The sequence below is a fragment of the Polymorphospora sp. NPDC051019 genome, from assembly GCF_040683055.1.
In the GTDB taxonomy this organism is placed as follows: Bacteria; Actinomycetota; Actinomycetes; order Mycobacteriales; family Micromonosporaceae; genus Polymorphospora; species Polymorphospora lycopeni.
Map to the genome: position 1 here is coordinate 113,879 of NZ_JBFBCH010000005.1, position 19,826 is coordinate 133,704.

General features: G+C 72.1%; 19 protein-coding genes and 2 pseudogenes. 15 read left to right on the top strand and 6 right to left on the bottom strand.

All coding sequences use genetic code 11. The features are described from left to right. Positions 1 to 119 precede the first annotated feature (119 nt). The 4 genes from AB0M79_RS11750 (at position 120) to AB0M79_RS11765 (ending at position 3,444) form a co-directional block, all read left to right on the top strand. Complete coding sequence (locus AB0M79_RS11750; RefSeq protein ID WP_357535505.1) at positions 120 to 623, top strand: DUF402 domain-containing protein; 504 nt, start codon at positions 120 to 122, stop codon at positions 621 to 623. 158 nt (positions 624 to 781) lie between these two features. Beyond that, positions 782 to 1,654 carry a PPK2 family polyphosphate kinase gene (locus AB0M79_RS11755; RefSeq protein ID WP_364211934.1) on the top strand — a complete coding sequence of 291 codons (873 nt, stop codon included), beginning with the start codon at positions 782 to 784 and terminating at the stop codon, positions 1,652 to 1,654. Between the two features lie 158 nt (positions 1,655 to 1,812). Further along, the gene (locus AB0M79_RS11760) at positions 1,813 to 2,439 is read left to right on the top strand and encodes a DUF47 family protein (protein WP_357535507.1); all 627 of its coding nucleotides are present in this window, start codon (positions 1,813 to 1,815) and stop codon (positions 2,437 to 2,439) included. Positions 2,440 to 2,442: 3 nt separating this feature from the next. Beyond that, a complete protein-coding gene (locus AB0M79_RS11765) occupies positions 2,443 to 3,444 on the top strand; it encodes an inorganic phosphate transporter (RefSeq protein ID WP_364211256.1) in 1,002 nt (333 codons plus the stop codon). Positions 3,445 to 3,529: 85 nt separating this feature from the next. Here AB0M79_RS11765 and AB0M79_RS11770 read toward each other — a convergent pair whose 3' ends face one another. After that, on the bottom strand, positions 3,530 to 4,498 hold the full coding sequence (locus tag AB0M79_RS11770; protein WP_364211259.1) for a Gfo/Idh/MocA family oxidoreductase: 969 nt from the start codon (positions 4,496 to 4,498) through the stop codon (positions 3,530 to 3,532). A 206-nt stretch (positions 4,499 to 4,704) separates the two neighbouring features. Here AB0M79_RS11770 and AB0M79_RS11775 point away from each other — a divergent pair, with 206 nt between their 5' ends. Then, on the top strand, positions 4,705 to 5,502 hold the full coding sequence (locus AB0M79_RS11775) for an NUDIX hydrolase (protein ID WP_357535681.1): 798 nt from the start codon (positions 4,705 to 4,707) through the stop codon (positions 5,500 to 5,502). On the opposite strand, the gene mshD is transcribed toward AB0M79_RS11775, so the two are convergent. From mshD to AB0M79_RS11790, 3 genes are all read right to left on the bottom strand, one after another. Continuing rightward, positions 5,499 to 6,434, bottom strand: a complete 936-nt coding sequence (gene mshD / locus AB0M79_RS11780) for a mycothiol synthase (protein WP_364211262.1) — start codon at positions 6,432 to 6,434, stop codon at positions 5,499 to 5,501. The genes AB0M79_RS11775 and mshD overlap by 4 nt on opposite strands. Before the next feature lie 66 nt (positions 6,435 to 6,500). Next, a complete protein-coding gene (locus AB0M79_RS11785) occupies positions 6,501 to 7,454 on the bottom strand; it encodes a polysaccharide deacetylase family protein (protein WP_364211265.1) in 954 nt (317 codons plus the stop codon). Between the two features lie 187 nt (positions 7,455 to 7,641). Beyond that, the gene (locus AB0M79_RS11790) at positions 7,642 to 8,355 is read right to left on the bottom strand and encodes a response regulator transcription factor (protein ID WP_212825987.1); all 714 of its coding nucleotides are present in this window, start codon (positions 8,353 to 8,355) and stop codon (positions 7,642 to 7,644) included. 276 nt (positions 8,356 to 8,631) lie between these two features. Here AB0M79_RS11790 and AB0M79_RS11795 point away from each other — a divergent pair, with 276 nt between their 5' ends. From AB0M79_RS11795 to AB0M79_RS11815, 5 genes are all read left to right on the top strand, one after another. Beyond that, entirely contained in the window at positions 8,632 to 9,642 is a 1,011-nt protein-coding gene (locus AB0M79_RS11795; protein WP_364211268.1) for a hypothetical protein, read from the top strand. Between the two features lie 261 nt (positions 9,643 to 9,903). Further along, positions 9,904 to 10,689: a DUF2993 domain-containing protein gene (locus AB0M79_RS11800; RefSeq protein ID WP_364211271.1), complete on the top strand. Its 786-nt coding sequence runs from the start codon at positions 9,904 to 9,906 to the stop codon at positions 10,687 to 10,689. 64 nt (positions 10,690 to 10,753) lie between these two features. Next, positions 10,754 to 10,831, top strand: a complete 78-nt coding sequence (locus AB0M79_RS11805; protein WP_331716730.1) for an Ms5788A family Cys-rich leader peptide — start codon at positions 10,754 to 10,756, stop codon at positions 10,829 to 10,831. A gap of 169 nt (positions 10,832 to 11,000) precedes the next feature. Beyond that, complete coding sequence (locus AB0M79_RS11810; RefSeq protein ID WP_364211274.1) at positions 11,001 to 11,849, top strand: sulfurtransferase; 849 nt, start codon at positions 11,001 to 11,003, stop codon at positions 11,847 to 11,849. Further along, positions 11,846 to 12,175, top strand: a complete 330-nt coding sequence (locus AB0M79_RS11815) for a DUF1416 domain-containing protein (RefSeq protein ID WP_357535683.1) — start codon at positions 11,846 to 11,848, stop codon at positions 12,173 to 12,175. Before AB0M79_RS11810 ends, AB0M79_RS11815 begins: the two co-directional genes overlap by 4 nt. Before the next feature lie 126 nt (positions 12,176 to 12,301). Here AB0M79_RS11815 and AB0M79_RS11820 read toward each other — a convergent pair whose 3' ends face one another. Further along, entirely contained in the window at positions 12,302 to 16,681 is a 4,380-nt protein-coding gene (locus AB0M79_RS11820) for a S8 family serine peptidase (protein WP_364211938.1), read from the bottom strand. Positions 16,682 to 16,919: 238 nt separating this feature from the next. On the opposite strand from AB0M79_RS11820, the pseudogene AB0M79_RS11825 reads away from it, so the two are divergent. The 3 genes and pseudogenes from AB0M79_RS11825 to AB0M79_RS11835 all read left to right on the top strand — a co-directional run. Further along, positions 16,920 to 17,039: pseudogene (locus tag AB0M79_RS11825) on the top strand (transcriptional regulator); the annotation flags it as partial. Between the two features lie 273 nt (positions 17,040 to 17,312). Next, positions 17,313 to 17,612, top strand: a pseudogene (locus tag AB0M79_RS11830) (winged helix-turn-helix domain-containing protein); the annotation flags it as partial. Positions 17,613 to 17,745: 133 nt separating this feature from the next. Next, a complete protein-coding gene (locus AB0M79_RS11835) occupies positions 17,746 to 18,654 on the top strand; it encodes a hypothetical protein (RefSeq protein WP_364211277.1) in 909 nt (302 codons plus the stop codon). 34 nt (positions 18,655 to 18,688) lie between these two features. Here the strand turns inward: AB0M79_RS11835 and AB0M79_RS11840 are convergent, their stop codons facing one another. Further along, on the bottom strand, positions 18,689 to 19,063 hold the full coding sequence (locus AB0M79_RS11840; protein WP_357535523.1) for a DsrE family protein: 375 nt from the start codon (positions 19,061 to 19,063) through the stop codon (positions 18,689 to 18,691). A 12-nt stretch (positions 19,064 to 19,075) separates the two neighbouring features. Here AB0M79_RS11840 and mtfM point away from each other — a divergent pair, with 12 nt between their 5' ends. Both mtfM and AB0M79_RS11850 read left to right on the top strand, forming a co-directional pair. Continuing rightward, the gene (gene mtfM / locus AB0M79_RS11845; RefSeq protein WP_269746704.1) at positions 19,076 to 19,180 is read left to right on the top strand and encodes a small membrane protein MtfM; all 105 of its coding nucleotides are present in this window, start codon (positions 19,076 to 19,078) and stop codon (positions 19,178 to 19,180) included. After that, a complete protein-coding gene (locus AB0M79_RS11850; protein ID WP_364211281.1) occupies positions 19,177 to 19,779 on the top strand; it encodes an FABP family protein in 603 nt (200 codons plus the stop codon). The genes mtfM and AB0M79_RS11850 overlap by 4 nt, the downstream gene beginning before the upstream one ends. The last annotated feature ends 47 nt before the right edge of the window (positions 19,780 to 19,826 follow it).

The following is a 19,826-nucleotide window of genomic DNA, read 5'->3' on the forward strand; positions in this document are numbered from 1 at the left end:
GGCCACGCCGATCCGGGTCACGCCCCGCCGTGCCCGGCGTACCGGTTGTTCATTTCCTGACAATGTGAGAAGTGTTCACGGGCCGGCATCCGTTGTGACCTATCAGTTAGGGTGCGGTCATGCCGAGCGATGTTGTGCGGGTCGTTTATCGCAAATACGACGGTTCCGCCCATCGTGACTACCCCGCCCGGCGCCTCGCCGAGGACGACCTCGGCACCTGGCTCGGCGTCACCGCCGGCACCCCGTCCGTCTACCATGGCCGGCCGTCGGTCGAGCAGATCCCGTTCGTCCTCTTGGTCCCGCACGCCGCCTGGTGGACCGGGATGTTCAACCCGGAACCGCGCACCAGCGAGGTCTACTGTGACATCGCCACGCCGGCCCGCTGGGAGGGCGACACCGTCCACATCATCGACCTCGATCTCGACGTGGTGCGCCGGCGCGCGACGGGTGCGGTGGAGCTGCGCGACGAAGACGAGTTCGCCGATCACGGTGCCCGGTTCGGCTACCCGGAGGACCTGATCACCGAGGCCCGGGCCGCGGCGGCGTGGCTGTTCCTCGCGCTGGGCGACGGCACCGAGCCGTTCGCGACCGCCTACCGCAAGTGGTTGGCCCTGGTGGTCTGAGCCGGCCGCCACCGCCGGTCGGTGCCGCCGTACGGCATCCTCCGGACCCGTCGACTGGCGAGCCGGCTGTCGCCGGGCGGCTCCCGCTCGGCATGATCGCCTGGTGGGCCCGTGGGTGGCCCGGTGCGAGACGCGAGTGAGGTGGCGACGTGAGCGAGATGCGGGATCTGTTGCGGGTCGGCGGACCCGGACCGGTGGATCTCAATGCGATCCGGCCGAGGTCCACACCCGGACTGCCGACCGGTGACGTGGTCGGGCCGGTGCCCAAGGCATGGGGGCGGGCCCAGGTCGCGCAGATCGGCCGGGAACTCGCCGAGGAGCAGGAGAAGCTGGCGGCGCTGGCGAAGACCGAGCCGGATTTCGACCGCCGCGTCCTGCTGGTGTTGCAGGCGATGGACTGTGGTGGCAAGGACGGCACGATCAAGCGGGTGGCGGGCGCGATGAACCCGCTCGGCCTGCACATCCGGTCGTTCGGGGCGCCGACCGCGGAGGAGTTGTCGCACGACTTCCTCTGGCGGATCCGGCGCGCGCTGCCGGCCCCGGGCTACCTCGGGGTGTTCAATCGGTCACACTACGAGGACGTGCTTATCGCGCGGGTCGACGAACTGGTGCCGGAGAGCGTCTGGCGGGCCCGCTACGACCAGATCAACGAGTTCGAGGCGGAACTCGTCGACAGCGGCTTCACGCTCGTGAAGGTGATGTTGCATATCTCACCCGAAGAGCAGCGGGAACGCCTGATGGAGCGGCTGACCGATCCGCACAAGCACTGGAAGTACCACCCGAGTGACGTCGAGGCCCGTCGCCGGTGGGCCGACTACCAGGCCGCGTACGCCGAGGCGCTGGCGTATTGCAGCACCGACCGGGCGCCGTGGTACGTCGTACCGGCCGACCGTAAGTGGTACCGCGACTGGGCGGTGGCGAACCTGCTCCGCGAGACCTTCGCCGACCTCGGGCTGTCCTACCCGGCGGCGACCTTCGACGTCGAGCGGGAGCGGCGCCGGCTGGAGGAACAGGTCATTCCGTCACTCTGACGAAGGTAAACGGAGGGTGAACTGGGCGCTAATGGCGCATGACCAGGGGTGGGCGCTCAGCGGGCGCGATTCGGGGTTCCCTAGCATTCCCCGAGGATCCCGGGGAACCGTCCCCGAGGCCGGCATCCCCGTCGATCAGGAGCAACGAGGTCCGCGCTGTGAAGTTTTCCTTCCGCCCCACCGAGGGCGCCTTCTACGAGCTCTTCACCAGGGCGGCGGAGAACCTGGTACGGGGCACCGAACTGCTCAACGAGCTGGCCCTGCCGGACGTCGACGTCCAGTCGGTCAGCGAGCGGCTGACCGAGGTCGAGCACGACAGCGACCAGATCACCCACCAGCTCTACAAGAAGATCAACTCCGCGTTCATCACGCCGTTCGACCGCGAGGACATCTACCAGCTCGGCTCGCAGCTCGACGACGTCATGGACCACCTCGAGGCGGTCGGCAACCTGCTCTACCTCTACGGGCTGACCAAGTTGCCGTCGCTGCCCCGGGAGATGCACGAGCTGGTCGACGTGCTGGACCAGCAGGCCAAGCTGACCGCCGAGGCGATGCCCCGGCTGCGGTCGATGAAGGACCTCGAGGACTACTGGATCGAGTGCAACCGGCTGGAGAACGAGGGCGACCGCGCCTACCGGATGCTGCTCGTCCGGCTCTTCTCCGGCGAGTACGACGCGCTGACCGTGCTGAAGATGAAGGAGGTCGCCGACGAGCTGGAAGCCGCCTGCGACGCCTTCGAGCACGTGGCGAACACAGTCGAGACCATCGCGGTCAAGGAGTCCTAGGCCTTGTCCCCCGAGCTCATCGCAGTTCTGGCCGTCATCCTGGTCGCCCTGGTCTTCGACTACACCAACGGCTTCCACGACGCGGCCAACGCCATCGCCACCAGCATCTCGACCCGGGCGCTGACCCCCGGCGTCGCGCTGGGCATGGCCGCCATCGGCAACTTCATCGGCGCCCACTTCGGCGCCGAGGTGGCCAAGACCGTCGGTAGCGGGCTGGTCAACCTGCCCACCGGCAAGGCGAGCCTCGCCATCGTCTTCGCCGGGGTGGTCGGTGCGATCACCTGGAACCTAATCACCTGGTACTTCGGCCTGCCCTCGTCGTCGTCGCACGCGCTCATCGGCGGCGTCGTCGGCGCGACCCTGGTCGCCGCCGGCGAGGTCCTGTGGAGCGGCATCCTGTCCGACGTCGTGGTGCCGATGATCCTGTCGCCGGTGGTCGGCTTCGTGCTCGGCTACCTGGTGATGCTGCTGGTCCTGTGGACCTTCCGCAACGGGCACCCGGGCAAGCTGAACCGTGGTTTCCGGTGGGCGCAGACGGCCTCGGCCGCGGCGATGTCGGTCGGCCACGGCATGCAGGACGCCGCCAAGACGATCGGCATCATCGTGCTCGCCCTGTACGTCGGCGGTTACCAGAGCGACGCGGAAACCATTCCGGAGTGGGCGTTCTGGACCTCGGCGACCGTGCTGGCGCTGGGCACCTACGCGGGTGGCTGGCGGATCATCCGTACCCTCGGTCGCAAGATCATCGACCTGCGCCCGCCGGAGGGTTTCGCCGCCGAGACCGTCGCCAGCGGCGTGCTCTACTTCAACGCCCTGGTGCTCGGCGCGCCGATCTCCACCACGCACACGATCACGTCGGCGATCATGGGCGTCGGGGCGACCAAGCGGCTGTCGGCGGTCCGGTGGGGGGTGGCCGGCAACATCGTCGGCGCCTGGATCCTCACCTTCCCCGCCGCCGGCTCCATCGCCGCCCTGTTCTACCTGATCGTCCGCCCGCTCTTCTAGCCGTGCCCGTCCCCGCGATCTTGCACTCGTCGCCCGACAAAGGCGACAAAAGGGGGAGACAAGTGCAAGATCGCGGGGAGTGGGGTCAGGTGTACGAGACGCCGACCTGCGCGCGGACCGTGTCGAGCAGCGACATCACGTCCAGGGTCGCGGCGTGCGGCACCAGTGGACTCTCCCGCAGCCCCGCCCGCAGGCACCGCTGCACCTCGGCAGCCTCGTACTGGTAGCCGCCGCCGGTCTGCTCGGTCACCACGGCCTCCGCCTCCGCACCCGCCCGCAGCAGCGTGAACCCGCCCGGCCGGAAGAACGGCGAGGGCAGTTCGATCCGCCCCAGGGTGCCGGTCACCGAGGCGGTGGTCGGCGTGCCGCCCACCAGCCCGCAGGTCAGCGTCGCCACCGCCCCCGACTCGTAGCCCAGCACGATCCCGGTGTTCTCGTCGACGCCCTCCGGCCCGATCTTCGCCCAGGCGCGTACCCGGTCGGGACGGCCGAGCAGCAGATGGGCCAGGCTCACCGGATAGACGCCGAGGTCGAGCAGGGCACCACCGCCGAGTTCCCGGGCCCGCAGCCGGTGCTCGGGCGGGAACGGCCCGGCCAGCCCGAAATCGGCGCGTACGGTGGTCACCTCGCCGATCGCCCCATCGGCGATCAGCTCCAGCACCCGCAGGATCGTCGGGTTGCAGCGCATCCACATCGCTTCCATCAGGAACAGGTCGCGGGCCCGCGCCGCCTCGATCAGTTCGGTCGTGGTGGCCAGATCGAGCGTGAACGGCTTCTCGCACAGCACCGCCCGGCCGGCGTCGAGGCAGATCATGGTGGCCAGGTGGTGCGCGGAGTGCGGGGTGGCGACGTACACCACGTCGACGTCGCCGTCGGCGGCCAACTCCTTCCAGGTCCCGTACGCGCGCGGGATGCCGTACCGGTCGGCGAACGCCTGGGCGCTCGGCAACGACCGGGAGCCGACCGCCACCACCTCGGCGTCCGGCAGCAAACCAAGGTCTTCGACGAACCTGCCGGCGATGTGGCCGGTGGCGAGGATGCCCCAACGAGTCATGCCCGCACGCTAGTCGAGGCCGGCCCAGCCGCCGAGAGCGAGATCGTCCCGTCCCGGCCGCGACGGCCCGGTGGCGGGCCGGCTCCCGGCCGCCGGCATAGGCTGGCCGGGTGACATCGACCGACCCCCAGCTCCCGGTGCCGGAGGCACTCGCCCCCCAGCTCCCGGTGCCGGCACCCGACCTCCACTTTCCCGTGCCGGAGGACCTGCTCGCCCGCGCCACCCGGTTCTACCGCGCCGAGGAGCGGCCGGTGCCGCCCCGGGTCGCGGCCACCGTCGTGCTGCTGCGGCCGGCCGACGCCGGCGGCTTCGAGGCGTACGTCATCCGGCGCCTCGCCGCGATGGCGTTCGGCGGCATGCACGCCTTTCCGGGCGGGGGCGTCGACCCGACCGACTCCGAGGGGCAGCTCGACTGGGCCGGGCCGGACACGGGGGAGTGGGGGCGCCGGCTGGGGCTCTCCGACGGGCCGGCCCAGGCGGTGGTGTGCGCGGCCGTACGCGAGGTGTTCGAGGAGGCCGGGGTGCTGCTCGCCGGCCCCGGCGGTGACACCGTCGTCGGCGACGTCAGCGGTGACGACTGGGAGGCGGCCCGCCGGGCCCTGGTGGCCCGCGAACTCGGATTCGCCGACCTGCTCCGCGAGCGCCGGCTGACGCTGCGCTCGGACCTGCTGGTCCCGTGGAGCCGCTGGATCACGCCGGAGTTCGAACCCCGCCGCTTCGACACGTACTTCTTCGTGGCCCTGCTGCCGCGGGGGCAGCGGACGCGGGACGTGTCCGGGGAGGCCGACCACACAATGTGGATCAAGCCGGCGGAGGCGGTCGCCCGGGCCGAGGCGGGTGGGTTCGCGATGCTGCCGCCGACGCTGGTGACCCTGCGCGAGGTGGCCGCGTGCGCGGACATCCCGGCGGTGCTGGCCGCGGCGGCCGACCGCGACGCCGGCCGGATCATCATGCCGAAGCTGGAGGTCATGCCGGACGGCGAGGTCCGGTTCGTCCTGTCCTAGTCGCGTACGTAGTTGACGTCGACGGTCCAGCGGGCGAAACCGAGCCGGCCGTACAGGGCGATGGCGCCGGTGTTCGACTCGTCGACGTACAGCATCGCCTCGCCCAGGCCGCGCTCGCGCAGATGACGTAGCCCGGCCAGGGTCAGCGCGGTCCCCAGACCGGTGCCGTGGGCGGCCGGGTCGACGCCGAGGACGTACACCTCGCCGATCGGGTCGGCACTCCGGCCGTCCCGGCCACCGTCGTGCACCTTGGTCCAGTGGAAGCCGAGGATCCGGCCGGTCGGGACGTCGGTCGCCAGCAGGAAGCCGGTCGGGTCGAACCACGGTTCGGCGATCCGGGCCCGCAGGTCGTCCAGGGTCCAGCGGCCCTGTTCCGGATGCTTCGCGAAGGCCCGGTTGTTGACCGCGAGCCAGGGCTCGTCGTCCACGCCGGGCCGGAACGGGCGCAGCGCCACGCCGTCGGCCAGCCGCGGCTCCGGGATCGGCTCGGCCAGCGACCGGCGCTGGGAGAACAGCACCCGGTCGCGGCGGAAACCCAGCCGCAGCGCCAGCGCGCCGGCCGACGGATGGTCGCCGTGCGCCCACACCCGCAGCGGGCCCACCGGCCCCGCCGCGCCGATCACGGCGAGCACCAGTTCGCGGCCGAGACCCTGCCGGCGTCGCATCGGGTGTACGACCAGTTCGGCGGCGGCACCGTCGGCCGCGCCGGACGCGTCGACGTACGCGTATCCGGTGAGTTCGCCCGCGGTGTCCCGGATCGTCAGGTGCGCCGCCGGGGTGTCCGACCCGTGCCGGATCCGTAGCACGACCTGTTCCGACAGCGGCTGGGCGCCGTCGGCGCGGTCGGCGGTCGCGGCCAGCGCCAGCACCTCGGCGATCCCCGCCGGGTCGAGCCGCTCGGCGGACTGGACGAGGGGGCGTTCGGTGCTCACCCCGTCACGGTATCCGGCGCTGCCGCCGGACACCGGCGACGGTGCGCCGCCGTACACCGTGGGGGGTCAGATCTGGCCCGGGTGCAGCGGCAGTTCGAGCCCGAAGCGGGGCGGCTGGTCGATCCCGGCCGGCAGTGCCTCGAGCAGGAAGCGGCGGCCCACGTTGGGCAGGATCGACCGCAGCGCGTTGACGGTGCCCTGCCGGTTGCCGCCCGCGTCGTGCAGCAGCACGATCGCACCGGGGTGGGCGCCCGCGTTCACCGTCGCCGCGATGCTGCCCGCACCGGGCACCGTCCAGTCCTGTGGGTCGACCGTCCAGTGCAGGGAGGTCATGCCCATCTCCCGGGCCACCGCGACCGCGCCCGGTGTCCAGTTGCCGCCGGGGTGGCGGAAGTAGGAGATCTTCTCGCCGGGGACGGCGGCCAGGATGGCCTCGTTGGTCCGGCGCAGGTCGTTCTCGATCACCGTCCGGCCCCGCGCCCCGAGGGCGAAGTCGTGGTTCCACGAGTGGTTGCACAGGGTGTGCCCGTCGGCCACGATGGCGCGTACCAGGTGCGGGTAGCGGCGGGCGTTCTCGCCGACCAGACAGAAGGTGGCCCGGACCTCGTACCGCCGCAGCAGCGCCAGGGCCTGCGGGGTGTAGTTCGGGTCGGGCCCGTCGTCGAAGGTGAGGGCGACGTACGACATGCCGGTCGTCATCCGGCTGCCGAACGGCCCGTTCCGGTCCTCCGGCAGCGGTGGCCGGTTGGGCCCGGTGATCGGCTGCGCCATCGGCTCGGAGTTGCGGCGGGCCCGCTCCTGGGCGGCCGGCCTGGTGACCGGGGTGGCGGTCGCGGAGGCGCTGGGGCTGGCGGCGGTCGAGGCCGGTGCGACGTACGGGTCGACGGCCAGCCCGAGCGAGTAGGCGCCGGTCAGGATCGCCGCCACGGCCAGGACGGCGGGTACGACCGCTCGCCCGCGCAGCCAGGCGAGTACGGCGTCCCGCCGCTTCACTGGCGTCTCGTCGTTCACCTGGCCCACAACCGCCTCCTCTGTACCGATTCCGGCAACCAGAGTAAGTACGACTTAGAGCGCTAAAAGCGTGTTTAAAGCAAATCAGCCACACGGCGGCCGGAGGGGCACACAAAGCCGAGCGCCACCCGGAAAACCGGGTGGCGCTCGTCGGATATCCCGCCGCGCGGCGACGGAACCGGTATAGGGGTGCGGGTCAGACCGGCAGCGGCGCGGGCTCCGAATCCGGCAGCGACCGCGACGGCGGTACGACGAACTTGTAGCCGACCTGGCGGACCGTGCCGATCATCGACTCGTATTCGGAGCCGAGCTTGGCCCGCAGCCGCCGGACGTGCACGTCGACGGTGCGGGTGCCGCCGAAGTAGTCGTAGCCCCAGACCTCGCGCAGCAGCTGGTCGCGGGTGAAGACCCGGCCGGGGTGCTGGGCGAGGAACTTCAGCAGCTCGAACTCCTTGTAGGTGAGGTCGAGCGGCCGGCCCTTGAGCTTGGCGGCGTAGGTGTCGGGGTCGATGTTGAGCTCACCGGCGCGGATCGATCCACCGGCGCCGGCGGTCGCGTTGCTGAGCCGTCCGACCGCGAGCCGCAGCCGGGCCTCGACCTCGGCCGGCCCGGCACTGGCCAGGATGACGTCGTCGACACCCCAGTCGGCGGTGAGCGCGATGAGCCCGGCCTCGGTGACGACCGCGATCAGCGGCACCCCGAGTCCGGTGGCGTGCAGCATCCGGCAGGTGGCCCGCGCCTCGCTCAGCTCGGACCGGGCGTCGACCATGACGGCGTCCGGGCTGGGGGCGGACACCAGTGTGCGTACGTCTCGTGGTGCGGTGCGTACCGCGTGCGGAAGCAGGTCGAGCGCGGGCAGTACGGCGGATGGTTCGCCGGCCCGTGCGGTCACCAGCAGCAGGATCTCCACACTTCACCTCCGTCCTCGCGGCCCGCTGGCCGCGCGGTGACCGGCGGCTGTCGAGCTGGTCGCGCCGCGTCCTGGGCGGTCAGCTGTCGTTGCCGCGGAGTTGCCGGTCCCGGCGTCGCTGACGGGGCGGGTAAGGGCCGAGCTTAACCGATCCATGGCCCGAAAACGGCGGGTGCCGGTCCGATCATCTGTGTGTTCGGCCATAACGGATGAGGCGTTGTCCGGGGGTGTCCGCGTGATCCGCGCGTCATTTCCGGCGTCTGCAAGGATCGGAGGGTGTTTCCCTCCACGCCCCCCGCGGCCGGCCGCGACGCCTGGTCCGACGACCCACCCCCCGGCGCGGCCGGTCCGCCGCACGGACCGGGTCGGCGCGGCCATCCGGCCGATCCGGGACCCGCGGCGCGGGAGGGGGACCCCGGCCACGAGCCCGACGACGACGCCGAGTTCGAGGACGAGATCGAGATCGTGCCGGTACGCCGCCGGCTGTCGGCCGCGATCGCCGGCTTCGCCGTGCTGGTCGGGGTCGGCCTGATCCTCGGCGCGCAGACGTCCGGCCCGGGCGCCCGGATCCCGTTCGCGGTCGTCGTCTTCGGCGTACAGGTGCTCTTCGTCCTGGCCTGGACCATGGCGACCCGGCCGCCGGCGCTGCCCTGGGTCGCCGGGGTGGCGGTCGCCGTCGCCGCCGCCGCCGACCTGCTCGCGGTCACCCGGCAGGAGGCCGGCCTTTCGCCGCTGCTCCTCGTGGCGATCGGCGGTGCCGTCCTGGCCGTCCTCGGCCAGCTGGTCCGCCGGGCCGACCGGGCCCGGTTGACCGAGTCGGTCGGCGCCACCCTGCTGGTCACCTTCGGGGTGGTGGCGCTGGGCACGCTGCTGGTCCTCAGCCGGGTGCCGGCCGGCACCCAGGCCATCTTCGTCGTGGCGACGGCGGCCGCGGTGGCGCTCCTCGTGGCCCGGGTGACCGACGCCGTGTTCCTCTGGCCACGGCTGGCCCCCCAGGTGCCGCGCGGCGCCGCCGGCGTCGTCGTCGGCGCGATGTGCGGCACCCTGGCGAGCGCGGTCCTCGGCAGCTACCTCGTGTCTTTCACCCCGGCGAGCGGGGCGGTGATCGGGCTGGTCGCCGCCGGTGCCGCCGTACTGACCGATCTCGGGGCCGGCTACGCCGAGGCGGGACGGCAGATGGCCGGCGATCCGCCGACCCTCTGGCTGGCCCGGCACCTCCAGGGACCGCTGGGCGGATTCGCGCTGGCCGCCCCGGTCGCGTACGCCATGACGGTGCTCTACCTCTGATCCGCCCCGGCCGACCACTGCGACGGATCACGGCGCCGACTCGCGCGATAGTGCCATCCGCGCGGCGGCGAGCGTGCCGGCGCCGCGATCCGGGTACAGAATCAGCCCGGCGCGCGGGAATCGTCGGCACCGCGGCCGACCGCCCCCACCGGGGCGGCTTGCAGCGGAAGATCGGCCGGTCGTCCCAACGGGGCGGCTTGCAGCGGAAGATCGGCCGGTCGTCCCAACGGGGCGGCTTGCAGCGGAAGACAGGAGGCGGGCGTGGCAGACAGCTATCCGACGCGGGAGGTCCGGCCGCGCCGCCGGGGCCGGCGGCTGCTCATCGTGGCGGTGATCCTGCTCCTGGTGCTGGCCGGCCTGCTCGTCGTCGCCGACCGGGCCGCCGTCGGCTTCGCCGAGCGGACGATCGCGCAACAGGTGAGCACCGAGGTCAGCCGGCAGAACCTCCAGGCGTCGCAGCCGGAGGTGTCGGTCGGGGGTTTCCCGTTCCTCACCCAGGTCGCCGCCGGGCGGTACGAGTCGATCTCGATCCTGCTGCGCGACGTCGAGGGATCGGTGCAGGGCCGCTCGGTGAGCATGCCCGAACTGGACGTCAACGCCCGGGACGTCACCGCCTCGATCGAGACCCTTCGGTCCGGTCAGGGCGACGTACGGGCCCGCACGGTCGAGGGCACCGGCACCATCTCGTACGCCAGCGTCGCCGCGCTGATCCAGCGGCCGGGCGTGACGCTCGCCGAGGAGGGCGGGCAGTTGGCGGTGAGCGCCCCGCTGGAGGTCCTGGGGCAGCAGTTCACCGTCCACGGCACGGCCGACCTGGCCATCAACGAGGGACAGGTGCAGGTCCGTTTCGAGAACCTGACCGCCGAGGGGTTGCCCGACGTGCCGGCCGCCCAGGCGCTGGTCAACGCGTACGCCCGGCAGATCTCGATCGACGTGCCGTTGCCGGCGCTGCCGTTCGAACTCGCCGTGCAGGAGGTACGCCCGCTGCCGGAGGGTCTGGCGGTGACCGCGACGGCCCAGGACGTGCCGCTCAACTCCACCGTGTGACGGCGGTTCCCGCATGCTGGTCGACCTACCAGCCGTGGTAACACGGCTGGTAGGCTGCCTGGTCATGGGGACGTTCCTCACCAAACGGCGCGCGGTCGACCTGTGCCGCGTGGCCACCTGCCTGTGTCGCCCCGTCATCTGACGGCGGGGCTGCCTCCCTCTGCGTACCCTCTGGTCTGAACGCTCGGCAGCGGCGCCGTCGCACAAACCCGTGATCCGCCCTAACTGGGTCCCGCGCGTGGTGCGACCGAACGATCCCGTGATCATCAACGCGCTGGCTCACCACCTCCATCGTCACAAGGAGTGATCTGATGAGTCGCGACACCGCACTCGTTTCGGCCGACTGGGCCGAGAAGAACCTCGGCGCCCCGGGCGTCGTCTTCGTCGAGGTCGACGAGGACACCACCGCGTACGACGGCGGCCACCTCGCCGGCGCGATCAAGCTCGACTGGAAGACGGACCTCCAGGACCCGGTACGCCGGGACTTCGTCAACAAGGAGCAGTTCGAGGCGCTGCTGTCCGAGCGTGGCGTGTCCAACGACGACGTCGTCGTGCTCTACGGCGGTAACAACAACTGGTTCGCCGCCTACGCCTACTGGTACTTCAAGCTCTACGGGCACGGCGACGTCAAGCTCATCGACGGTGGCCGCAAGAAGTGGGAACTCGACGCCCGTCCGCTGGTGAAGGACGCCGTCTCCCGCCCGGCGACGCAGTACGTCGCCAAGGACCCCGACCTGTCCATCCGGGCGTTCCGGGACGAGGTCGTGGCCGCCATCGGCACCCAGAACCTGGTCGACGTGCGCTCGCCCGACGAGTTCGCCGGCCGGCTGCTCGCCCCGGCGCACCTCCCGCAGGAGCAGGCCCAGCGGGCCGGGCACATCCCGACCGCGGTCAACGTCCCGTGGTCCAAGGCGGCCAACGAGGACGGCACCTTCAAGTCCGACGACGAGCTGCGCGCCCTCTACGCCGACGCGGGTCTCGAGGACGGCAAGGACACCATCGCCTACTGCCGCATCGGCGAGCGCTCCTCGCACACCTGGTTCGTGCTCAAGGAGCTGCTCGGCCACCAGAACGTGAAGAACTACGACGGTTCGTGGACCGAGTACGGCTCGCTCATCGGTGTGCCGGTCGTCCTCGGCGACGAGCCCGGGAAGGCCTGACGACGATGACCGCACCCACATCAACCGGCTGCGCCGCGCCGGACCAGGCGGCTCCGTTGCCCGCATCGGTCGACCTCACCCGCGAGACCGTCATCACCGGCGTGGTCAAGACCGCCGACGGTGAGGCGGTGGCCGGCGCCTACGTCCGGCTGCTCGACTCGACCGGCGAGTTCACCGCCGAGGTGGTCACCTCGCCGGCCGGCCAGTTCCGGTTCTTCGCCGCCCCCGGCACCTGGACGCTGCGGGCGCTGTCCCGGCACGGCAACGGCGACGCGACGGTCACCGCCGCGCAGGGCGTCAACGAGGTCGGCGTCAGCGTGGGCTGACCCGGCGCAGGACGACCGAAGGGGGAGCCGGTGACCGGCTCCCCCTTTGTCATGTCCGAGCCATCCGGGCCGGGACCGGCCCGCGGGTGGCTTCACACCACCCGGCGGACCGGCCCCGGGACCGGATCAGATCCCGCCGAGGCGGGGGGCACAGGGGCTCGACGGCGCGAGCGTGAAGTCGCTCGTCGCCACGAAGCCCGGCTGCACCTGGATCCGTACGGCCTGCGGGATCCAGCCGTCCTTGGCCACGATCACCTCGTAGCGCCCACGCGGGATCCAGTACGCGTACGTACCGTTGCCGCCCGAGGTCAGCGTGTAGCCGACGCCCGGCGTGTTGAGCGAGTTGAGGCGGACGGTCGCCGCGACGCCGACCCTGACCCCGGCACAGGTCTCACCGATCACGGTGCCCTGCACCTTGCCCCAGCTGGTCGGCGGCGAGACGTTCATCTCGACGCTGATCGCCGGGACCGGGTAGGAGGTGTCGGAGACGATGCCCAGCTCGGCCGTGTAGGTGCCCGGCTGCTCGACACCGGCCGCCGCGGTGGCGGTCAGGGTGACCTTCACCTTCTTCGACTCGCCCGGGGCCAGCGTGAACTCCGTCGGGTCGGTCGACAGCCACGACACGTCACCGGCGGCGTCGCACAGGTCGAGCCCGCCGAGCATCTCGGAGTCCGCCGAGCCGACGAACGACGACGGCGAACCACCGATCTTGTACGCGCCGCAGGCGGCGGCACCCCGGTAGCGGGCGAACTGGGCGTTCGGCAGGTTGAGCCATTCCGCCGCCACCGGGTCGTACGCGATCGTCCGGTTGGTGACCGTCGTCGACGCGGCGGTGACGCCACCGGCCAGCACCAGCAGGCCACCGGCCGAGGTGCCCTGCGAACCCCACAGGTCGATCGGCATGTCCGGCAGCGGGCTCCACTGGTCGGCACCCGGGTCGTAGGAGTACGCGTCGGTGAACTCCGAGGCCCCGGCGCCGCCGGCGCAGTAGACCTGGCCACCGATGCCGCCGCAGGACATCCACGCGACCGCGAGCGGGTAGTCGGCACCGGTGCCGAACGCGCCCGCGGCGGGGTCGAAGATGACCGTGTCGTTGGAGTCGGTGCAGGCGCTGTCGGCGCAGCCACCCACCAGGATGACCTTGCCGTCGACGACCGCCGTACCGGCCGCCGACCGCGGTGCCGGGTTGGTCACGCCGGCCAGCGTGCTCCACGTACCGGCCGCCGGGTCGAAGACGTCGACCGTGGCGACCGGCGTGCCGCCCGGACCCCAACCACCGATGACGTAGAGCTTGCCACCGACGGCCGCCGCCGACGGCTTGGCGCGGGCGTTCGGCATGTCCGGCAGCGCCGTCCAGGCGTTGGTCTCCGGGTCGTAGACCCAGGCCTTGCGCTCGATGCCGCTGCCGCTGCCGCCGCCGACCGTGTAGACCTTGCCGTCCAGCGTCGCGGCGGCGTTGTCGAAGACGGCCGCCGGGTAGTTCGCGATGCGGGTCCAGGCCTCGTCGACCGCCGGAGCGGCGGCCCCGGTCACCCCGGGCGCCGGGTAGACGGTGCCGGTGGCGGCCTTGCTGATGCCCTTCATCTGGTGCTCGGCGAGTACCGCACCCTGGCGGCCGAGCAGTTCGAACGCGCCGGTCCGCTCGACGAACCCGACGGTCGCCGGGGCGCCACCGGTGTTCTTGACCGTGACCGTGGTGGTGCGGGTGCTGCCGTACGGCTGGTGCGACTCGATCGACGTCGGGCTGACCGTGAGCCGGCCCGACGGCAGGGCGAAGTCGCTCCGTACGGTGCCGTTGGCGGCCACGTTGACGTTCTTCGTGACCGGCTGGTACGGCGACCGGGTGGCGGTGAACGGGTGCGACCCGGTCAGGCTGGAGAACAGCCAGTAGAAGCCGTCACCGATGTTCGGGTCGTCCGGCGTCGCCGCCGAGACCGCCTTGTCCAGCGGCTCGTCGCCACTGGTCACGGTCGCGCCGTTGACCGCCGCGCCGGTGTTGGCGTCGGTGACGAAGCCGACGACCAGGCCGCCCGGCTCGGGGGAGCAGGTGCGGTTGACGACCTGAACGTCGTCGACCTGCCACCACCAGGCCCAGGTGCCCTTGTAACGGAACCGGATGAGGGCCTCTTCGGCACCCGCGGCCGAGGCCAGCGAGATCTCCTCGATGGTCGGCCCACGCCGGCTGGTGGTCTGGTGCCAGACGTTGACCCAGGTGGTCCCACCGTCGATCGAGACGTCGACGTCGGCGGTGTTGGTGCTGCCGACGGCCCGGAAGTCGCTGTTGAAGCGCAGGTAGGGGCCGGTGGCGTCGGACAGGTCGATCGGCGGCGAGATCAGGTCGGTGTCCTGGGTGTTGCCGCTGCCCAACCGGTCACTGTCGATGATGGCGAAGTTGCCGGTGCCACCGGTCAGGTTGCCCCGCAGGCCCGGGTCGTCGAAGACCCAGCCGCCGCTCGCGGTGCGGTTGACCACCGACCAGCCGGCCGGGGTGGTGGTGGCGTCGAAGCTCTCGCTCGCCAGTGGCGCGCCGAACGAGGCCGAGTAGCCGGCCGCCGTGCAGGCGGGGTCGACCTGGACGGCGAAGTCGACGGTCTGCGCCGCCGAGCCGACCGCCACGTCCCGGACGACCGTCTGGTAGCCGGGGTACTGCACGGTGGTGGTGAACCGGTAGTCGGTGCCGCCGGCCACGGTGAACGAGTACTGGCCGGTCACCGGGTTGGTGAAGACGGGACCACCGGGGCGGCCGGCAACCTCGATCTTCGCGTAGAGCGGGTAGCCCTTGCCGGAGCCGTCGGTGACCTTGCCGCTGACCGTGACGACCGGCGCGGCGGTGAGGGTGAAGTCGCGGGTCACCGCGCCGCCCTCGGTCACCGTGACGGTGGCGGTCTGGCTACCGTAGCCGTACGCGGAGGCGGTCACCTCGTGGTCGCCGGCCGGCAGGTTTAGCGCGTACCGGCCGTCGGGGCCGGTGACGGTGCTGCGGGTGCCGGAGACGACGTTCGCGCCGACGACCGGGTTTCCGGCCGAGGTGACGCTGCCGCTGACCCGGCCGACCGGACCGCGCGGGGCGGCGGTGACCGCCTGGTACGCGTTCAGCCGGCCCTCGCCGAAGGTGTTGTTGTTGTCGGCGGTGCCGCCACAGGTGGTCGCGTTGACGTCGGTGGCGGTGTCGTCGAGCAGTGCCTGGGTGGCGTCGAGGTCGCCGATCAGGCTCGGTGCCGCCGACCAGATCAGCGCGATCGTGCCGGAGACGTGCGGGGCGGCCATCGAGGTGCCGTTGAACGCGGCGTACCCGTTGCCGTCCACAGCGGACCGGACGTTGATGCCCGGTGCGGCGATGTTCGGCTTGATGCCACCGTCCACGGCGGACGAGCCGCGGCTGGACAGGCTGCCGATGTTGTTGTTGATGTCGTACGCGCCGACCGCGTACGAGATCGGGTAGTCGCCGGGCGAGCCGGTGGTGTTGCAGCCCGGGCCGGAGTTGCCGGCGGAGAAGACGGGGAACATGCCGACCGTCCGCCAGGCGGCGACCGTCTGCAGGTACCACTCGTCGCCGCCGCCACCGCCCCAGGAGTTGTTGATGATGTCGGCGTGCAGGTCGGGGCGGGGGTTCTGGCCGTTGAGGTCGGTGGGGGCGAGCATCCACTGACCGGAGGCGAGCAGGGCGGCGTCGCTGCAGCTACGGCTCTCGCAGCCCTTGGCGGTCATCCACTTGGCGCCCGGGGCGACGCCGATCTGGTTGGCTTCGCCGTCGTCGCCGGTCATCGTGCCCATGGTGTGGGTGCCGTGGTCGTTGTTGTCACACGGCACGTCGCCGGGGCAGACGTTCGACGGGTCGAACCAGTTGTAGTTGTGGTCGAAGGTGCCGTTGCCGAGGTTGCCCCGGTAGCTGTTGACCAGCGCCGGGTGGTCGAACTGGGCGCCGCTGTCGATGCTGCCGATCACGACACCCTCACCGCGGACGCCGTACTCGCTCCAGACCCGGGGCGCCTCGACGTTGGTGATGTTCCACTCGACGGCGTTGGTGCCGGACCGGTCGGCGGTCGGAGCGTTGCGCTCCGGCTCGACCAGCTCGTACGTCCGCGCCGGCTCGATGCTCTCCACCTCGGGGCGAGCGGCGATCAGGTCCACTAGGGCCTTGTCGCCGGTGACCCGCAGCGCGTTGGCGATCCAGAACGCCTGGTAGGGCACCTTGCGCTCGTCGAGTTCGGCGCGCAGACCACGCTGGGTGCGCGACGCCGTGTCGGTGAGCTGCCGGTAGGTCTCGGCGGCCCGGGCGTCCGAGGTGGACAGCCGGGCGGCGCCGCCGAGCTGGGCGCGTTCCTTCAGGTAGACGGTGAATTCGGTGCTGCCCTCCCGGGCCAGTTCAGCCGCTAGTTCGGGGTTGACCTCGGCCTTCGGGGCGGCTGACGCGATCCCTGGCGTCCCGGTGAGGGCCAGGATGATCGCGGCGGCCACGGCCGTCGATCGGGTTACTAACGAACGGCGTCTTGAGCGATGTGACATAGGGTTCCTCTCCCGCAACCGTTTGAAGTCATGCTCTGGTGGGTAGAGGTAGTGATCAATGGATTCGGGCGGGCAGTTTTCGGGCAAGATTCTGGCCCGATTCAGGCGGCCGTCAGAAAGTTGTCGCACATCGACGACAGACACTGTTGACTCCGTCGATGGAACGGCGTTGGCTGATGGTGCACGGCAGACCTGGGAGGATTCTGGGAGGACCGCGTTGGTCGATGGCGACGTTCCGCTGGTCGTTTGCGTATCGGCGGATCCGACGGTCCGCGAGCGGGTGGTACGGCGCCTCGACGACTGTGGCGCCGTCGTGCTCTGTGCCGACCTGACCGAGCTGCGCGCGCTGCTCTTCCCGGCGCAGCTCGTGACTCCGGCGGTCACCCCGGTTCCCGCTACCCCGGTTTCCGCCACTTCGGCCGGCGACGGTCCGTCCCTTGTGCCATACCGGCCGGTCGGGCTGACCGGCGAGGTCCTGCCCGCCGTGGCACCCACGGTCGCGACCCTGTCCGGCCCGCCGGTGCCCTGGCCGGCGCCGCCGCCCCGGCACGCCCCGGTGCCCCCGCCCGGCGCGGTCACCCCGCTCACCGGCCCGCCGGTCCAGGTAGCCGACCCGGCGGCCCAGGCCGGCCCGATCCGGCTCGGCGAACTGACCATCGACGCCGCCGGGCACCTGGTCACCTGGCGCGGCGAACCGCTCGCGCTGACCCGGCTGGAACGGGCCGTACTCGCCGTGCTCGCGAGCCCGCCGCTCGCGGTGTGGACGTACGAGCGGCTCTTCGGCTCGGTCTGGGGCGGCGCCTACCTCGGCGACACCGCGATCCTGCACTCGGCCATGAAGAGGTTGCGCCGCAAGCTGCGCGCCACCGACGACGACCTGCGGGTGCAGACCGTGCGCGGGGTCGGCTACCGGCTGGCCGTACCGAACTGACCGGCCGCCGGCCGGCACCGGCACCGTGGACCCCGCCGGCCCGGAACCGCGGACCTTGTCGGCACCGGCACCTCGGATCCCGCCGGCACCCGGCACTGGGGGTCCGACCGGCGAACGTGCCACCATGGGCGGCGTGAGCATCGACCCGCCCCGGCAGCTTCCGCCGGTCGCACCGCCGCAAGTGCCGCCACCCGGCGGCTGGCCCGTCCCGGCCGGTGCCCCGCCCGCACCCCGTCCCCGGCGCTGGCTCATCGCGGTCGGCGCCGCCTGGGCCGTGGTGCTGCTGGTGCTCGCGTACGTCTCCACCCGCACCGACGAACCGACCGTCCGCGAGCAGCGCGGCATGGCCGAGGCCGGTCCGCTCGCCGACCGGGTGATCGGCGAACTCGTCGCCGCCGGCGGCACCGACGTGGTCGCGCAGCTCACCCCGATCCGTTACCGGACCGGGTGCCGGATCACCCCGATCCGCTCCGGTGCCACCCTGGAACGCGGCGTCGCCTTCCGGACGACCGAGGCCGACGCGCCGGCCCTGCTCGACCGGATCGCCGACCGGCTGCCGCCGACCTGGCGGGCCGGCACCCGGCACAGCGAGGGTGGCACCGTCCACTCGTTGCGCGCCGACGCCGGCGACTTCGTCGGCGTACGCGGCGGGGTCACCTCACCCGGCGTGATCACTCTGACCGTGAGCACCGGCTGCCGCCCCACGTCCGACGACTACGACCCGACGGTCCGGCTGGCGATCGGACTGCCGGTCGACACCGAGCCCGGCCGGATGCTGGCGGCGATCGGGGTCACCGCGGCCGGAGGGGGCGGGCGGGAGTCCGCCACCTGCCCGGGCGGCGGGCAGGTCCACACCGCCTGGGCGACCGGAACCGGCACCCCGACCGGGCCGCTCGCCGACGCGCTCGCCGAGGTCCGGCCCGCCGACGCCGTGGTGGTGACCGACGCGCCGGACGGCTACGCCTACCGCGCCGGCGACACCGGCGTCGAGGTCCGGGTCGTCGACGGCGAGGTACGGGCGACCGTGACGATCGGCTGCTGACCGCCCGTCGGATCAGCGGCCGGTCGCGCGGCGGTCAGTAGACGAGCGCCTGCGCGCCGTCGGCCAGCGACTCCTCGACGAAGACCGCCGCCCCGGCGATCCGTACGCCGGGCAGCACGTCGTCGGGGCCGATGTCGCGCCGGGCGGCGCACTGCGTGCAGACGGTGACCCGCCCGGCGGCCAGCACCGCGCCGAGCAGGTCGGTCAGCGGCGCCGAATGCGGCAGGTCGAACTCGGCCGCGCGGCCCGGTAGGGCGAACCACGACGACTCGCCGGTCAGCCACAACGACACGTCGACCCCGGCCGCGGCCGCCGTCGCGGCCACCGTGAACGCCTGCGCGCACCGCTCCGCCGAATCCGAACCCGCGGTGGCCTTTACGACGAGAGTGCGAGCCATACCGGTCAGCATAGGATGACCTTCGTGGTCACCGAGATCGGGTTCGTCAGCCTGCTGGTCGCGGGCTTCGGCGCACTCGCCGGTGGCCTGGTCTACCTAGCCGTACGCATCTCGAGAGGACGCTGGTGACTACTCCCGCGGACGAGAACCCGATCGGCCCGCCGCCCTGGCTCAACGCACCGCCGGTCGATCCGTACCCGTTCGAGGAGACGCACGACCTCCGGGTCGGGCCCGACCTGCACCCCGCGCTGCTGGGGCTGCTGCCGTACATCGGGGTCTGGCGCGGCCGGGGCCGTGGCGGCTATCCGACGATCGACGACTTCGACTACGCGCAGGAAATCCGGATCAGCCACGACGGCCGGCCGTTCCTGCACTACGAGTCGCGGGCCTGGCTGCTCGACGAGCAGAGCCGGCCGATCCGGCCGGCCGGCCGCGAGGTCGGCTGGTGGCGGCCGGTGTTCGACGGCGAACGGGTCACCGACGATCTCGAAGCGCTGATGATGACCCCGACCGGCATCATGGAGCTCTACCTCGGCCGGGTCAGCGGCACCCAGGTCGAGCTGGCGACCGACGCGGTGCTGCGGACCGCCACCGCCAAGGAGGTCACCGGCGGCCACCGGCTCTTCGGCATCGTCGAGGGGGCGTTGCTCTACGCCCAGGAGATGGCCGCCGTCGGCCACGGTCTGACGCCGCACCTGTCCGCCCGCCTCGTCCGCGTCGGCGGCTGACCCGACCCCGTCGGCACCCCGGACCGGCCGCCCGGCGGCCGGTCCGG

Bases quoted from the DNA above. Each gene is read 5' to 3' on its own strand.
- AB0M79_RS11750 (WP_357535505.1), top strand. From the start codon at position 120: ATGCCGAGCGATGTTGTGCGGGTCGTTTATCGCAAATACGACGGTTCC.
- AB0M79_RS11755 (WP_364211934.1), top strand. From the start codon at position 782: ATGCGGGATCTGTTGCGGGTCGGCGGACCCGGACCGGTGGATCTCAAT.
- AB0M79_RS11770 (WP_364211259.1), bottom strand. From the start codon at position 4,498: ATGACTCGTTGGGGCATCCTCGCCACCGGCCACATCGCCGGCAGGTTC.
- AB0M79_RS11810 (WP_364211274.1), top strand. From the start codon at position 11,001: ATGAGTCGCGACACCGCACTCGTTTCGGCCGACTGGGCCGAGAAGAAC.
- AB0M79_RS11840 (WP_357535523.1), bottom strand. From the start codon at position 19,063: ATGCTGACCGGTATGGCTCGCACTCTCGTCGTAAAGGCCACCGCGGGT.
- AB0M79_RS11805 (WP_331716730.1), top strand. From the start codon at position 10,754: ATGGGGACGTTCCTCACCAAACGGCGCGCGGTCGACCTGTGCCGCGTG.
- AB0M79_RS11820 (WP_364211938.1), bottom strand. From the start codon at position 16,681: ATGTCACATCGCTCAAGACGCCGTTCGTTAGTAACCCGATCGACGGCC.